Annotated in this window: 7 protein-coding genes; 3 read left to right on the forward strand and 4 right to left on the reverse strand. The window is 70.0% G+C overall.

What is annotated here, in order from left to right; genetic code table 11:
* Positions 1-168 precede the first annotated feature (168 nt).
* Positions 169-6,198 carry an AAA family ATPase gene (locus tag WME85_RS30400; protein WP_437826300.1) on the forward strand — a complete coding sequence of 2,010 codons (6,030 nt, stop codon included), beginning with the start codon at positions 169-171 and terminating at the stop codon, positions 6,196-6,198.
* 35 nt (positions 6,199-6,233) lie between these two features.
* Here WME85_RS30400 and WME85_RS30405 read toward each other — a convergent pair whose 3' ends face one another.
* Positions 6,234-7,142: an AraC family transcriptional regulator N-terminal domain-containing protein gene (locus WME85_RS30405; RefSeq protein ID WP_437826302.1), complete on the reverse strand. Its 909-nt coding sequence runs from the start codon at positions 7,140-7,142 to the stop codon at positions 6,234-6,236.
* Positions 7,143-7,306: 164 nt separating this feature from the next.
* On the opposite strand from WME85_RS30405, the gene WME85_RS30410 reads away from it, so the two are divergent.
* Complete coding sequence (locus WME85_RS30410; protein ID WP_437826304.1) at positions 7,307-8,194, forward strand: SDR family oxidoreductase; 888 nt, start codon at positions 7,307-7,309, stop codon at positions 8,192-8,194.
* A 55-nt stretch (positions 8,195-8,249) separates the two neighbouring features.
* Here the strand turns inward: WME85_RS30410 and WME85_RS30415 are convergent, their stop codons facing one another.
* The 3 genes from WME85_RS30415 to WME85_RS30425 form a co-directional block, all read right to left on the reverse strand.
* The gene (locus WME85_RS30415) at positions 8,250-9,188 is read right to left on the reverse strand and encodes a sterol desaturase family protein (protein WP_437826307.1); all 939 of its coding nucleotides are present in this window, start codon (positions 9,186-9,188) and stop codon (positions 8,250-8,252) included.
* Positions 9,189-9,541: 353 nt separating this feature from the next.
* A complete protein-coding gene (locus WME85_RS30420) occupies positions 9,542-11,389 on the reverse strand; it encodes an IgGFc-binding protein (RefSeq protein ID WP_437826309.1) in 1,848 nt (615 codons plus the stop codon).
* A gap of 83 nt (positions 11,390-11,472) precedes the next feature.
* Positions 11,473-13,689 (reverse strand): hypothetical protein, encoded by a 2,217-nt coding sequence (locus WME85_RS30425; protein ID WP_437826310.1) that lies wholly within the window; start codon positions 13,687-13,689, stop codon positions 11,473-11,475.
* A 760-nt stretch (positions 13,690-14,449) separates the two neighbouring features.
* On the opposite strand from WME85_RS30425, the gene WME85_RS30430 reads away from it, so the two are divergent.
* Complete coding sequence (locus tag WME85_RS30430) at positions 14,450-16,414, forward strand: RICIN domain-containing protein (protein WP_437826312.1); 1,965 nt, start codon at positions 14,450-14,452, stop codon at positions 16,412-16,414.
* Positions 16,415-16,440 lie beyond the last annotated feature (26 nt).

A 16,440-nucleotide genomic window follows, 5' to 3' on the forward strand; every position in this document is an offset into this window, starting at 1 on the left:
CTGCGTGCCAGGAGGAGAGCGGGAGCGACGCAGGGAGCAGGGGGTGAGCGGTTCGTCGCCAGAGGGTGGCGAAGCGCTGAGCCCACGCGTGCCTCCAGGCTGAGCGCCGCTCTCGAGCAGCCGGCAGGACCAGCGTCGGCCGACGAAAGCGAACGGGAACACGATTCAATGAGCCGAGACAGTCAAGCGCACCCCAGCGAGGACGCCTATCACGTCACCGAAACCGTGGCGGTATTGCCGCGCAGCATCTGGCGGCGCGCGCGCCACGCGACCTCCGGCGCGAGCGTGCTGCTGCGCTCGCTCCGGAGCGGGGTCGCGCAGCCGCGTCGCGTCCTGGAGCTCGAGCTGCAGAGATGGCGTCGACTCGGCACGCTCGCGATCGAGGGCGACGTGCGCGAGGTAGACGGCGAGCTCTCGCTGATCGTGGAGGACTTCGGCGGCGCGCCGCTCGCGGTCCCCGCGCACGGTCTGGAGCTCGGAGCCTGCCTGGAGCTCGCGCTCGGCATGTCTCGCCTGCTGCGTCGCTTGCACGAGCAAGGGCTGCTCCACGAGGACGTGAGCCACGGCAGCTTTCTGGTCAACCTCGCGACGCGACGCGTCGAGTTCGCCGATCTCCTGGCGGTCTCCGAGGACGCGGCGGGCGGCGCCGTCTCCGAGGCCGCGCCCTCGCTCGCCCACGTCGCGCCAGAGCGGACGGGCCGGCTCAACCGTCGCCCCGACCACCGAGCAGACTATTATTCTCTGGGCGTCACGCTCTTTCAGATGCTGACGGGCCAGCTGCCGTTCGCGGCGAGCGACGCCATCGGCTGGGCTCACGCGCACGTGTCCAGGCGCGCTCCGCTCGTCACCGAGCTGTCGCCCGACGTGCCGCCGGTCGTCGCGCAGCTCGTGTCCAAGCTGCTCGCGAAGAACCCTGACGAACGCTACCAGAGCGACCACGGGCTGCTGAGCGACCTGACCACGCTCTGCGAGAGCTTCCAGCAGACGCAGGCCCTCCCTGCCCTGGTCCTGGGGGCGAACGACGCTTCCAGTCAATTCGTGGTCAGTCGAGACGTCCAGGGGCGCGACGCCGAGCTGTCGGCGCTGGGGGGCGCCCTCCACGACGTGCGCGCCGGCAAGAGGCGGCTCGTGCTCATGCCAGGAGCCGCGGGTGCCGGAAAGTCCGCCGCGCTCGCGGAGTTCCTGCAACAGCACGGCGGAGGGCCGGCGCGCCTGCTGTCGACGGCGTTCGAAGAGCGGCTCCAGGCAGTGCCGCTGTCCGGTCTGGCGCAAGCGCTGCGAGGCCTGGCGGCGGAGCTGCTGTCGCTCTCCGAAGCCGAGCTGACCGAGCTCCGGCAGCGCGTGACCGCGGCCCTGGGGCACAACGCAGGCTTCATGGCCGCGCTGGTGCCGGCGCTCTCCTGCGTCACCGGCCCCTCCACGTCCGTCGTGGCGTTGAATCCCATCGAGGCGCAGCGCCGGACGAAGCATGTCTTCCTCTCCTTCATCCGTGTCTTCGCCACGCCGGAGCGCCCTCTCGCCTTCGTGCTCGACGATGCTCAGTGGCTCGACGCCGCCTCCACCGACGTGCTGTCTGCCATTCTGACGGATCCCGAGTCGAGCCACGTGATGGTGCTGGCCGCGTTCCGCGGCGGTGATGTCCGCGACGCACCGACGCTCCTGAACCTGCAGAAGGCGTTGCACCAGGCGAACGAGGCCGTGCTGACGCTGCCGCTCGCGCCGCTGTCCTCCGACGCGGTGGCGGAGATCGTGGCGCGCTCGCTGCGCGCGCCTGTCGCCGAGGTCCGTGGACTCGCGGAGATCGTGCGGCGCAAGACCGACGGGAACCCGTTCTTCATCGGTCAGCTGCTCGTCTCCTTGCATCGACAGGGCGTCCTGCGCCTGGATGTCGAACGCGGCCGGTGGTCCGCTGACGTGCAGCGCGCGGAAGCGCACCCCGCTTGCGACAACGTCGGCGCGTTGATGGCGGAGCGCCTCGAGAACCTCGGCCCCGACGCGGCGAGGCTGCTGTCTGCCGCAGCGTGCTTCGGCATGCGCTTCGATCTGCGAACTCTGTCGGAGGCCGTGGGCAGACCGCTCGCGGCCTGCCTCGATCTCGTCCGGGAGGTGCTGGCCCATCGTCTCCTGTCCGAGGTCTCCGTCGAAGGTCGAACGGAGCAGTCAGGGCCTGTCCCGAGCCACGCGTCCGCGTCGTACGCCTTCGAACACTCGCGCGTGCAGCAGGCGGCGCTCTCACGCGCCAGCGACGCGGAGCGTGTGGGGCTCCACGCGCGCATCGGGCGGATCCTGCGCGAGCGCCTGCGGGGCGAGCGCGTGCCGAGCGGGATCTTCGAGGTGCTTCATCATCTGAACGCCGCTCGCGGCGCGATCCATGACCGAGAGGAGCGGCTCGACCTCGTGGAGCTCAACTTGATCGCGAGCGACCAGGCCCTGCAGAGCGGCGCGTGGAGCATCGCGGGGACCCACACCGAGATCGCCGTCGAGCTGCTGGCCAGCTGCGAGGGCGAACGTCCGGCGGATCTGGCCTTTCGAGCGATCGTCGCGCGCGCCGAGACAGCCTTCGTCCTGGCTGATCCGCGCGTCGAAGCGTTCTGCGAGGAGGCGTTCAGGCTCGCCCCCGACCGCCTGGCGCGCGGCCGGGTTCACGTCCTGAAGACCCGGATCCTCGACCACGGCGGGCGAATGCAGGACGCCGTGGTCCAGGTGCGCGCGGCGCTGGGCGAGTTCGGCGTGCGCTTGCCGGAGGCGCCCGACGAGATCAACCAGGGCATCGCCGAGGGCATCGGCAAGCTGCAAGCGCACCTCGGACGCGTGACGATCGAGGGCCTGCCGGCGCTCCCGAAGGCGGAGGACGCCGAGTCGCGCCTGGTCCTCGAGCTCCTGGCGCGGGTGATCTCTCCGGCGTTCCAGACCTATCCGCCGTTGTTCTTCCTGGCGGAGCTCATCATGTTCGACCTCTCGCTGAGCCGCGGCGTCGACGCGGTCTCGTGCAAGAACTTCGTCGACTGCGGCATCATCCTCCTCGCGGTGCTGGGCGACTACGATGCAGCCCATCGCATGGGCCTGGCTGCCTTCGAGCTCTTGAAGCGCTTCTCGCCGACCCCGGTCGAGTCGGGCGTGTGCTTCGTGTACGCGGGCTTTCTCGCGCACTGGAAGGCGCCTTACCGAGAGCTGTTCGCGGTCTACGACCGAGCGGAGAAGAGCGGGCTCATGCTCGGCGACCTGCAGCACGTCGCCTACGCCAGGAACGATCGCGCCCAGCGCGCGTTCCTTGTCGGCGTGCGGCTGCGGGCCTGCCGCGAGCAGATCGCGGAACTGAAGCGGTATCTGACGCACATCGCGGCGGCAGGTCAGCAGGTCGACGCGCTGGTCGCCGACCGAGCCGTCGCGCGGTTGATGGCGAGCGAGTCGGAGAAGGAGGCAGTCGCCGCGGCCGACCGCGAAGCCACCGCCGTGGTGGTCGCCGAGAAGAGCACCCAGTACTGCTACGCCTACGGGCAAGCCCAGATGACGACGAGCTTCATCCTGGGCGACTTCGCCTCGGCGCGGCAGTGGATGGAGTTCACCCGGGAGTTCTTGATCATCGCGGCGGGGCAGTTCTCGCTCCCCGAATACAAGCTCATCGAAGGGCTGCTGGCGGCGCGCGCGTGCCGCGAAGGGGGCCCGGAGGCGCGGGAGGCGCTGCTCGCCGTCATCGAGGAGAACCTGAAGCAGCTCGAGGCCTGGTCCCGTCTGTGCCCGGAGAACTTCGCTCACAAGGTCCACCTCCTCGCCGCCGAGCACGCGCGCCTGACGGGGCAGCCGCTGCAGGTCGTGCTCGCCCGCTACCGCGACGCGATCAGGACGGCCGGAGACGGGTTCATCCACCTGCGGGCGCTCGCCCACGAGCACCAGGCCGAGCTGTGGCTATCGCTGGACGAGCCCCTTCACGCCAGGACGTGCCTGGAGGCGGCTTACCGGCTCTACGATGACTGGGGCGCCACGGCGAAGCTCGAGTCGCTGGCGCGCGAGCACCCCGCTTTGCTGGCGGACATCGTCCGAGGAGAGATCGCGGCGCCGCGCGGCGCGGTGGCGGCCGGCCAGGTCTTCGACAGCGCGTCCCTGCTCAAGGCGACGCAGAGCATCTTCGTCGAGGTCGAGCCCGAGCGGCTCTTCGCCGCGCTGATGGCCACGTTGATCGAGAACGCCGGGGCAGAGCACGGCTGCCTCGTCCTGCGAGACGACGCCGATCGCACGTACTACGTGGAGGCGCGCGCCCACGTGGAGCGCCCGATCACGAGCCTCTCGCGGCGCGTGGCGTACCCGGAAGCCGAGTTCCTGTGCCCCAGCGTCGTCAGCTACGTGCTGCGCACGGGAGAGGCCGTCACGCTGGACGACGCGTCGAAGGCCGGCGCCTTCCGCACGGACCCGCAGATCCGAGAGCGGGGCGTGCGTTCGGTGCTGTGCGCCCCCATCATGCGCAAGGGAGACGTCCTGGGCGCGCTCTACGTGGAGAACAACGTCAGCGCGTATGCTTTCACCCGTGAGCGACTGGCTGCGTTGCAGGTGATCGCCAGTCAGGCGGCGATCTCGATCTACAACGCGCAGCTCTACGAGGACCTGGAGCGGCGCGTCGCCCAGCGCACCGAGGAGCTGGCGCTCAAGAACCGTCAGATCGCTTCGATGCTCGACAATCTGGACGAGGGTGTCTTCACCATCGGCCGAGACAGGCGCGTCGAACCGGGATACTCGCGACGCCTGGCGGAGATCCTCGGCACGGCCGAGCTGGTCGGCCGAGACTGCCTCGCGCTGCTGCTGGACGGCTCCAGGGCGCGGCCGGACGCGCGGAGCGCGGCAGAGGCGGCGCTCTGCTGCGCCTTCGATCAAGAACCGTGGCTGGCGGAGCTGAACGCCGACCACCTGGTCCGTGACGTGGAGCGCGCGGGTCCCGGCGGCAAACCTCAGTTCCTGGAGATTTCCTGGAACTTCATCGCGTCGGAAGCAGGTCTGGTCGAGCGCATGCTGGTCACGGTTCGCGACGTGACCTTGCTGCGCAGCTTGAGACAAGCGGCGCGCAGCAAGGAGCGCGAGGTCGACATCATCGTGCAGGCGCTCGACCGCGGGGTCGACGCCACACGAGCGTTCTGCGTGAGCTGTCGCGAGCTGCTGGCCGTGAATCGCGCGGCGCTCGGCCTGGACGCCGAGACGTCCGAGCAGCTCAGCGACGCGCTTCGCAACCTCCACACCCTGAAAGGCAACGCTCGCCTGCACGGCTTCACGCACCTGGTGGACTGCCTGCACGCTGCGGAGAACGCCTACCAGGCGTCGCGCCGAGGGCCAGAGAAGCCCGCAGAGAAGCCGCCAGAGCAGCAGATCGACAGGCACGCGCTGCTCGAGCATCTGGATGCCGTCGAGCGAACGGTCGCCGAATACGAGTCGGTTTGCCAGCAGAAGCTGACGGCCGTGATCAAGAAGCCGGACGAACGGAGCGAGCGTGTCCTTCGAGACATCCGGGGCCTGGTCGCGACGGCGACTTCCAGCGACGGGGCGCAGGAGCTGGCGCGCCAGCTGCGTGGAATCCTCGCGCGTCTCGACCACACCTCGGTGGCGCGCGTGATCGACGAGACGCGCGAGATGTTGCCGAGCCTGGCCGCCGAGCTCGGGAAGCCCGCGCCCGCCGTGCTCACCGAGCACGCCGAGGCGCAGCTGGCTGGCGACTGGACGGGGCTCGTGAGAGACATCCTGGTTCAGTGCTTTCGCAACTCCCTTTACCACGGCATCGAGATGCCCGACGCGCGAGAGCGCGCCGGTAAGCCGGCGCAGGGCCGCATCCATGTTCGCGTGCGGAGCGGGCCGAGCGCGCTCGAGCTGCAGCTCTTCGACGACGGCGCCGGACTCTCCCTCGAGAAGCTGCACCAGCGGGGTGGCAATCGCGCGCTGCCGGATGAAGCCCTGGCCGACCAGATCTTCCTCTCCGGTGTCTCGACCGCGGAGACGATCGGGCAAGTAGCCGGTCGAGGTGTCGGGCTCGACATCGTGCGCGCGAGCCTCCGGGCTCGCGGCGGCGACGCGCTGGTACGCTTCACCGGGGAAGAGCGCGATGGCCACCGGCCGTTCATGCTGGTCCTCCTCATGCCGAGGAGCGCGATCGCCTCCCGCCCCGGCGAGCCCCCGGTCCCTGGCCCCTCTTCCCCTCAAGCCTCCGTGTCCGGCGGCTAGTCGCATCCGGCGCCGCCGGTGAGGACGCGGTCAGATCACATGTCCTGGACGACCGCCGCCGTCTGCTGCAGCGCGCGGGCATCGCGCAGCGGCGGGTTGCCGAACATGCGCGAATACTCGCGGCTGAACTGCGAGGCGCTCGTGTAGCCGACGCGGAACGCCGAGGCCTCGGCGCCCACGCCTTCCTCGACCATCAGGCGGCGCGCCTCGAGCAGGCGCAGGCGCTTCTGGTACTGGAGCGGGCTCATCGCGGTGGCCTCCTTGAACCGCTTGAAGAACGCCGCCCGGCTCATCCCTGCGGCGCGCGCGAGCGCGGCGATATCGACGTCCTCGTCGAGCGCTGCTTGCAGGTGATAGACCGCCTCGGCGACGCGGTGCGCCTGGCTGCCCGCGCGCATGAGCTGGCGGATCGCCGGGCCGTCGGGGCCCTTCAGCAGGTGGAAGATCAGCTCCTTCCTCACGAGCGGCGCGAGCACTGTCGCGTCGTCGGGCGTCTCGAACAGCGCGCCCAGCCGGATCGCCGCGTCGAGCATACGGTCGCTCGCCTTGCCGATGAAGATCGCGCGCCCCGCGTGCTCGAGGTCGTCCGGCCGCGCGCGGTCGAGCTGCGCCGCGACCTCGCGCAGCGCGACAGCGTCGAAGTCCATCCTCAAGCACAGGAGCGGCTGCGCCGGCGACACGCCCACGACCCGGCTCGTCACCGGCAGGTCGATCGGGCTGACGATGTAGTGCGGCTCGCGCTCGCGATAGACCTGCCCCTCGAGCAGGATCTCCTTCGTGCCCTGCACGGCGATGCAGAACGAAGCGCGCCAGTGCCGCTTCGCGCGCTGCTGCGGGCGCGAGACTTTGATGCAAGAAATTCCGGGCACCGGCGAGGCGTGCACGCCGTCGCCGGGGCACCACCGCGCGATGAGATCCTTCAGCTGATCGCGCCCTGAGATCATGGTGGCAGCCTGGCCTCGCACGGACGATCGGGCTGGTCGCGCCCGGGCATCAGGGTGGCAGCCTAGCCGCGCGTAGACGATCGGGCAAGAACCGGAGACGCCCGTGTATTTCGCGCGCGCCGCGGCGGTGCCATGGTGGATCGCGAACCAAGGAGAGGTGTCCCATGCGTGTCTTCCTCACTGGAGCCAGCGGCTTCATCGGCTCAGCCATCGTCCCCGAGCTCGTCCGCGCCGGCCACCGCGTGCTCGGTCTCGCGCGCTCGGACGCGTCCGCCGGGAGGCTCGCCGCCGCCGGCGTCGACGTCCAGCGCGGCGCGCTCACGGATCTCGACAGCCTGCGCCGCGGCGCCGCCGCCTGCGACGGGGTGATCCACTGCGCTTTCTCTCACGACGACTTCAACGACTACGCCGGCAACTGCGAGAAGGACCGCGGCGCGATCGAGGCGCTCGGCGGCGCGCTCGCGGGCTCCGGGCGCCCGCTCGTCATCGCCTCCGGTCTCGCGCGCCTCACGCCGGGCCACGTTGGCACCGAGGACGAGACGCCCGACACGTCGACCGGCGGCCTGCGGGCCGCCTCCGAGCAGCTCGCCCTCTCGTTCGCGAGCCGCGGCGTGCGCGTCTCCTCGCTGCGGCTGCCGCCGTCGGTCCACGGGGACGGCGACCACGGGTTCGTCCCGATGCTGATCGAGATCGCGCGCAAGACCGGGCGCTCCGGGTACGTCGGTGACGGCGCAAACCGGTGGCCGGCGGTGCATCGGCTCGACGCCGCGCGGCTGTTCCTCCTCGCGCTGGAGAAGGCGCCGGCCGGCGCGCGGCTCCACGCGGTCGGCGACGAGGGTGTCCCGACCCGCGACATCGCCGGCGTGATCGGTCGCAAGCTCGGCCTGCCGGTCGAGCCGGTCCCCCGGGAGCACTTCGGCTGGCTCGGCGGGTTCTTCGCGCTCGACACCCCCGCGTCGAGCGCGCTCACGCAGGCGCGGTTCGGCTGGAAGCCCGAGCAGGCGGGCCTGCTCGCCGACCTCGAGCAAGGCACGTACTTCGCGCGCGCCTAGCTGAGGACGGCGATGGCGCCGCTCGCGTGAGGCGGCGGCGCTCGTCGCGCCGGGATCACGGCCCGGGGGGCGGGGCCGAGTACACGGGCCGGACGGGAAACAGGAGCTGCTGCCCGAGCCCCAGCGACGCGCCGGGCGCGACGCCGGTCGACGCGATGTGGCCGGGCTCTCGGAACGTGCCGAAGAGGCGATCCCAGAGGCTCATGCAGCAGCCGTAGTTGGTGTTCTGCTCCTCATGGACGACCGAGTGGTGCTGCAGGTGGTACTGCCCTGTTTGCAGGATCCACCCGGTCGCCCCGTACTTCAGCGGCAGGTTGCAGTGCGTGAAGTGGATCTGTATCCATATCATGAACGTGAGGCAGCTGATCTCCTCCGGGCCGGCGCCGAGGCCCATCAGGAGGGGTATCGGGAAGAGCAAGACCAAGAACTCGAAGGGGTGGTTCACCGCCGCCTTGATCGAGTACATCTCCGTCGGCGAGTGGTGCACGCCGTGAGCGGTCGCGCGCCACACGGCTCCCCACCGGTGTTGTGCGCGATGGAACCAGTACGAGATGAGGTCGGCGATGAGCCAGGCCAGGCAGAGCTTGGCCACGACGGGCCAGCTGCTCGGCCATAACTCCGGCAGCCCCAGGCCCTCTCGCGCGCCGATCAGCCTCGGCGCGAGCGCCCGGTCATAGAACGTGGCAACGGCGGCTCCCCAGACGAAGAAATACCCCACCATCCAGAACGCGAAGTTGATAGCGGTCTGCTTGAAGCTCGACAGCGGCCTCCACTCCCGCCGCGCGGGCATGAGCTGCTCCAGCGCGGTCATGAGAAAGGTGAAGCCGATCCCGATCGGCAGAAACAGCTCCGGGCGCCGGTGGAGGTAGTGGCAGGCCAGCAGGGCCAGGAGGATGATCGTGGGGTGAAAGGTGTGCGCGAACGCCGTCTTGAGCAGCGAGCGCCCGGAGCCCTCCTCTCCGGTGTCAGGCGCTGCAGTCGTCGTGGCGTGCATGAGCTTACCTCGGGGAGTGTGCGTGGACAGTGTGCGTGGACCAGCCTGGGTGTGAGGTGCGAAGCGGCCTCCGGAGCGTCGAGCAGGGTCATCCACGCTCAGCCACAACGCCTGTGCCCTGATCTTGACATATCGGCGGCGCGCATCGTCAAGGACAATCTCGGGGTACACGCTGGTTTATCGCCGTTCTCCGCACAATCGCTGGCTGTCGGCTTCTTGCCGGTGTGCGGCCTGTGCTCCGGCCGCGGACGGTCGCTCCCGGGCAGCGGGCGAATCCCCAAGAAGGCCCCGACCCCATCTCGACGGATCGCGCCGGCTCGCCGCCGCGACTTCGCTTCTCGGGCGGCGAGGTGCTACTGCGGGATCGGCGGGATCACGACGTCGTTGATGCTCGCGACGCTGCCGCCGGCGGGGTAGCCGTAGGAAGCGTAGTCGTCGGTGCCCCAGACGGTAACGCCGAAGGCGCCCGCGCTGCTCGCCTCGTGCTGGCTTGTCTCGCACGCGGGGGTCGCGCCCACGAAGCCGCGGCTGAGGTCCACGTGGGCCACCTCGAAGTCCCCGGCATTCCCGACGGGCTGCCACCCGGTCACCGGGCCGAGGCAGCTCAGGTGTACCTCCGCGAAGCCGTCGGGGCCGCGGACGCGGGTGATCACCAGGTTGGTCGTGCCGTAGGTGGGATCGGTGAAGAACACGTAGCGCTCGAGGAACTGCTCGGGCGGGAGCTGGACGACCCACTCCTCGTCCCCGAGCGCGCACTGCTGGCCGGGGAGCGGGATCTCCGCCACGCAGCCGGGGCGCGTGGCGCCGGGAGCGCCGGGCATGTACTGCGTGAGCAGGAAGGGGTGCTCGCCGTCCTGCGAGCGCACCGAGAACAGCGAGGTCGTCTCGAACTCCCTTACCTCGCCCGCGTCCAGGGTCGCCGGCGCTTCCTCGGGCGGCGCCGGATCCCAGGCGAGCGCGGTGCCGTTCGCCACGCCGAGCAGGCGGTAGGAGACGCTCTCGGGCTCCTCGTCGCGCAGCCGCGAGACGATGCCTGCGCCGACGTACTCGCTGCCGAGGGCGCTGATCGGCGCGATCTGCTGGTGGGCGGCGTCCTGCCCGCCCGCGCCCGGCGAGGTGGCGGTGGCCACTTCCAGGAGGGTGCTGCCGGTCCAGACGCCGACGGGCTTGCTCGACCGGAGCGCCGCGCCGCTCGGGTCCTCGCCCATCCACTGCGCCACCTCGCCGGCGCCGAGCGTGATCCGCGTGGCGACGCCGGCCCGCGCGGGCGGGACGCCGGCGCCGCCGGGCAGGGACGCGCGCGGGACGAGATCGACCGTGGTGCCGTCCTCGGCGGCGACGACGGTCATCCACAGGACCCCTGCGCCCTGCGCGTGCGGCGCGAGGACCTGGTAGCTGGTGCCCCACGTGCTGCGCGGGAGCAGGAGCGACGCGCTCGGGAGGAAGCTGGCCGCCCCGCCGTAAGGCAGGATGTCGTACGCGGACACGGGCGTGTCCGACGCGACCTCGAAGGCGACGCCGGCGCCGCTGTTGTGGACCGCGACGTCGGCGAGCACGGCGGGCGGCCGCGGGCACTCGAGGGTGCCGTACCTGGTCCCCGCCCCCGGCAGGTGAGAGAGGAACAGCACCGCCACCTCGCCGGGCGGGATCCCCTCCTCGGGCAGCGGCGCGTACGTGGTGCTCGGGCCGATGCCGCGCGGGAGGTAGGCGAACTCGGCCGGGTCGAGCGCCTCGCCGCCGAGCTCGACACGGAGCCTGGCGTGGCGAGCCCAGGTGTTCGCGAGGAAGACAGCGTGGCACGCGCCGCTGTAGCTGGAGCTGCCCAGCTCGTTCCCGAAGAAAGGCGGCGACGGAGCGAGGTAGTCGCAGCCGATGGATCCGCCCGCCTTCTCCGCGGCCTCGCAGGCGGGGATACACTGCCCCTGGTGACACCCCAGCTCGGGCGGGCACGCCGCGACGACATTCCCCTCGTCGTCGAGGACCTCTCTCATGTCCGCGGAGCAGGCGCTCCCGGTCCCGCCGCTGCCGCGCCCGCCGCCGAGATCCATGCCCTCGCCGGGCCCCGTGGCGCCCACCCCGGCCGCGCCGGCGCCGGACGCCGCGGGCGGCGCCCTGTACGGGTCCGGCGCGGCGGGGCAGGCGGCTGCGAGCAAGGCAGCCGGCAGCAGCGCGACAAGCAGGTGGATGTGGGAGAAGCTCATCTCCCGAGGTCATCGTGCCGCCGGGGACCTGTCAAGCGCCGCCCGGCCCTGAGCCGGTGATGCGCAGGCGCGTGGGGCTCACCTCAATTGGACCGGGTGGGCGCGTACTTGTAGAACTTCTGCGCCCACTCGATGGTCCAGATCGTCGGCTCCACGTACACGTTCTTGTCCGTGCCCGCGATCATCTCCCGCTTGATCTTCGACATCGCCGACAGGAAGACCCGGCGGTCGTCCTCCATGCGCGGCCGCATCACGCTCGAGGGCGGGTACAGCTCCTTGACCTGCGCCACGGTCGCGGCGTCGTCGATCCACCCGTCGACGCCGTGCTCGCCCTTCGGGAGGCGCGCGCCGCCCTCGTCCAGCCAGTCGCGCAGGTCGTTGTCGCCGCGGTTCATGCCGTCCGCGTGGCAGCCGATGCACGCGCTGCCGGTGTTCAGGCGTCGGTCGGTGCTGGCGAAGCCGATCCGGCTCGTGATCACCGCGTCCGCGTCCTCGCGGGTGATGCGCGGATCACGGACGATGTTGACGAAGGCGTCGACGCGGCGCTGGTTGAAGCCACCCCACAGCGAATACCCCTGCAGCCCGTTCGGCAGGTCCCAGATGACCTCTTCCGCCGACTGCTGGAGTCCCTCGGTCCCCGTGTAATAGCGGCAGTTCAGGAACTGCGAGCCGCCGTAGTTCGGCTGCCCGTCGCACCCCGCCGGCTCCGAGTTGAACGGCTGGGCCAGCGTCGCGACGAAGCTGAACGTGCTCGCCGTCACGCCGCCGCCGGTCCCGGCGATGAACTTCGGGATCGGGTGCGCCCAGAAGGGGAACCGGATCTGGCCAGTCTCGTACGCCTGCTCGATCGTCTGCACGTCGCCCTCGAGCTGCCCGGTGAAGACGTCCCACGTCTTCCAGTAGAAGCCGCCGCTCTTCGTCCTGGCGCGCCAGTACATGCGCGAGTCGATGGTGATGGCCTGCTTCGTGACCATGTACTCGTACGACTTCATCCCCTCGTCCTTGATGACGCCGAGCTCGTTCTCGAGGTCCTGGGCGTACCAGGGGATCGCCATGATCGCGTTGTACACGTCCGGCCGCGTGACCGTGTAGACGAGCTGGCTCGCCTCGATGTAGTCGTCCTTGAAGCCATCGACGTAGGGCGGCAGCACCTTGCTGTCCGTGGCGCCCTCGACGTTGCCGGCCTCGACGCGCCCCCAGACCAGCTTCGCGAAGCTCGGGTCCTCCTGGACCTCGGCGGTGTACCGGTGCTTCTCCTTCGTGGTGACGTCGGAGCCGACCGGCTCGCCCAGGTAGTTGACGCTGGTCCTCCCGAAGAAGACGTCGTCGTCCGACCCGCCGAAGTGGAGCTTCGTGACGCCCTTGTTGTAGCCCCAGTAATCGCGGGTATCGAAGCGGTAGACGATGCCCTTGCCGTTGATGTCGACCGGGTTGACGATCACGGGAGCCCAGCGCGCGGTCGAGTTCAGGGCCTTCGACAGCCCCACGCGGGCCACGTTGAGCTCGTCCGCGGAGACGCCCGCGTTGTGGATCTCGTGCAGCGAGGCGTACTTGATGAACTCCGCGTCGGCGGCGGCGACGGTGGCCCTGTCCGCGGCGATCCACTCCTTGACCTGCGCCTCGGTGACCTTCTCGCCCTCGGGGACGAGGCGCGGGGTCTCCGGCAGGCCCGGCTTGACCGCGTCCGCCCACGCCTCGACGGCGGCGAGCATCTGCGCGCTCGCTTCCTTGCAGTCGCGTCCGAAGCAGTTGTGCCTGTCGATGCCCATCCGGACGACGAGCTTCGAGTCGATCGGCTTCCTGAAGTTCACGCGGGTGAGCGCGTACTCGTGGGCCAGCGCCGGATCGACGTCGGCGTGGATGGGCGACTGCGCCCGGCTCGTCGTGCTGTGACAGCCCGAGCAGTTCGCCGTCAGCAGCGGGTAGACCGTGGTCTTGAAGGCCTCCAGCGACCTGGCCTTGTCGAAGCCCATGTCGTCCGAGAGGCAGACGGCCTCGACGTTCGTCCCGCCCTTACCATTCGGGAGCTCGCTATACCCGAGCTCACACCCCGCCACCGGGGGGCCGCCGGAGCCGGTGGAGCCGCCGGGGCCACCGACGCCGCTGGAACCGGTGGGGCCCGATGAGCCAGAGCTGGAGCCAGGGCCGGAGGACGAGGATCCACCGCTCCCTCCGCTCGACGAGACTCCGTCTGGTTCGGAATCGTTCGAATTCCCGATCTGGGCCAGGCACGCGCTCGCGAGGATGCTCGCGATGGCGGCGACCGAGGTCAGCGCCGTCTTGTAAGCAATTCGGTGCATCGACGAACCTCTCGGCGACCGTCGTCGCGGTGGTCGATCCCCGGCTGGAGCAACCCCGCTGCTTCGGCCTTGGGTTTCTCGTGGATAGGATTTATCTGCCGGCAGCGGAGGCCGGTTGAGCCCTCGCAGGTTGTGCTGAATGCCCTCCGATCAGGCGACTGATCACCCCCCGCCCCGGTCAGCAGCTTCTCGACAACACGCCAGTGGGGTGGATCGCGCGTTACCCGACAGCGCATCCCAGCTGGGGTGGATCGCGCGTCACCCAGCGCCACCGTTCGTCCTCCGTGATCGAAACAACCGGACGCGGGGCCCTGCTGGATCGCGCGCCTTCTGCTGACTCCACTCCTTTCTTTCGAGCCTGCTCGCCGGCCGAGCCGGCGTCTCGCATCGCCCGCGAAATGCGCGCCGGACGATGGCTTCCGCGGAGACAACGGAGCGTGTCGGGCCTTGCGCCACCACCATCGCTCCGCGACTCATAGTATCGCACCTTCATGACACCGAGGCCGGCTCGCAATGCACAATCGTCTTGACGCGACTGGCAGTTCGTAACAAGAACCACCCTCATCGCGCCGCCTGACGCACGCGAAACTGACTTAACCGCTCCGCGCGCACCTTGTTCGGGGATCACCAGCAGCGGCAACGGCCGCCGCGGCGTCCTCGGGAACCTTCATCGCGCAACGGGCGAACCTGACCGGCAGCAGGCGGCGTCAAGCGACGGACAGCTCGCTTTTCACTTACTTATCAGGACGGGGAGAACATCATGAGATTCGGGTTCAAGCACGGCTTGTTTGCCGCCGCGACCGGCATCCTCGCCGTTTCGTGCGTCGTCAGCCAGGAGGCGATCGACAGCGAAGAGGGAGAGGCGCTCGACAGCGCCATCACGATCGAGCCGGGCGCGGTCTATACGATCGTCGGCGTGCAGAGCAACAAGTGCGTGGAGATCCGGGGCGGGAGCACGGCGGGCTCGGCGGCGGCGCAGATCGCGACCTGCAACGGCACGACGCGGCAGCAGTTCCGCGCGGAGCCCACGGACAGCGGGAACTACCGGCTCAAGAACGTGAACAGCGGCCTGTGCCTCGGGCCGAGCGGCGGGTCGACCGCGGACGGCGCGACGATCGTCCAGTCCACCTGCGGCACCGCCGCGAGCCAGCAATTCTCCTTCACCGACGTCGCCACCGGCGTTCAGCGGATCACCGTCCGCGGCGGCGGCAAGGCGCTCGACGTCATGGGAAGGGCGACGGCGGACGGCACCGGCCTGCAGCAGTGGAGCTGGGGGAACGGCGACAACCAGAAGTTCTCGCTCAGGACGGTGGGGGGCAGCTCGACGACGAGCTCCTCCACGTCCAGCAGCTCCAGCAGCTCGACGACGAGCTCCTCCACGTCCAGCAGCTCCAGCAGCTCGACGACGAGCTCCTCCACGTCCAGCAGCACCTCGGGCGCTGGCGGTGGCGGCGGCGCGGGCGGCGCCGGGGGGGCGGGCGGGGCCGGCGGCGCGGGCGGCTCCGGCGGCGCGGGCGGTGGGGGCAGCTCGACCGGCGCGCAGTACTACGTCGCGACGAACGGGAGCGACAGCAACCCCGGCACGCTGGATCGGCCGTTCAAGACCATCAGCAAGGGGGTGAACGCCGCCAACGCGGGCGATACAGTCTACATCCGCGGCGGCACCTACACCGGCTGGTCCAACGGCATCCACCCCACGAAGTCAGGGACACAGGCCGCCTGGATCACGTTCCGCGCCTACCCGGGCGAGCTCCCGATCCTCGACGGCGGCGGCAGCGACGGCTCGGGGTTCGAGCCGGTCAGCACGGCGGTCCGGTACATCCGGGTGATGGGCATCGCCGCGCGCAACTACACGTCGAGCGGCTTCGCGAACGGCTGGAACAACCCCTCCAGCAATATCGAGCTCAAGTACACGATCGCGGAGAACAACGGCATCAACGGCATCGCCTTCTACAAGGCTACCGGCGTGCGCATCGAGAACAGCATCATCGCGCACAACGGCAACAAGCTCCCTTCCTGGTCGAGCGGGGTCAACCTGTTCCAGGTCGGCGGGACGGCCCAGGACAACGTGGTGCACGGCAACGTGTCGTTCGAGAACATCGACATCTCCAGCAACCGGTCGGACGGCAGCGGGTTCATCCTGGACGAGAACAGCACGGGCGCCACGTTCGAGAACAACATCGGCTTCCGCAACGGCGGGTCGTGCATTCGCATCACGAGGAGCCCGAACGCGGTGATCGCGAACAACACCTGCTTCGGCAACGGCATCGACCCGAACGTCCAGTACCACCACGAGATCTTCTTCTCGGACGCGGGCTCGCGCACCGGCGCCGTGGTGCGCAACAACGTCGCGGTCGCGTCGAGCGGCAACCAGGCCCTCTTCGGCGCGACGGGCGTCACGCAGTCGAACAACGTGCTCCTGAACGGCGGGGCCGCGGCGCCCTTCTTCACCAGCACGTCGGGCGCGCTCGACTTCCACGTGACCGACGGCGCGACGGAGCTCATCGACGCCGGCACGAGCGCCTCGGCCCCCACGGACGACATCGGGTTCGATCCGCGGTGCCTGAAGCAGCAGTCGGGGCAGGCGGTCTCGTGGTGGCAGTACGCGCCCGACTACACGTACATCGCCAGCGTGGGCGGCATCGAGGGCTGCTTCCGCCCGGTCGCGCGGCCCCAGGGTTCGGCGCCGGACATCGGCGCCTACGAGCGCCCGAGCGGCGGGTAGAGGCCCGGAGGGCTCCAGGAGAGGTC

It is taken from the genome of Sorangium sp. So ce1153 (genome assembly GCF_051521595.1).
GTDB lineage: Bacteria > Myxococcota_A > Polyangia > Polyangiales > Polyangiaceae > Sorangium.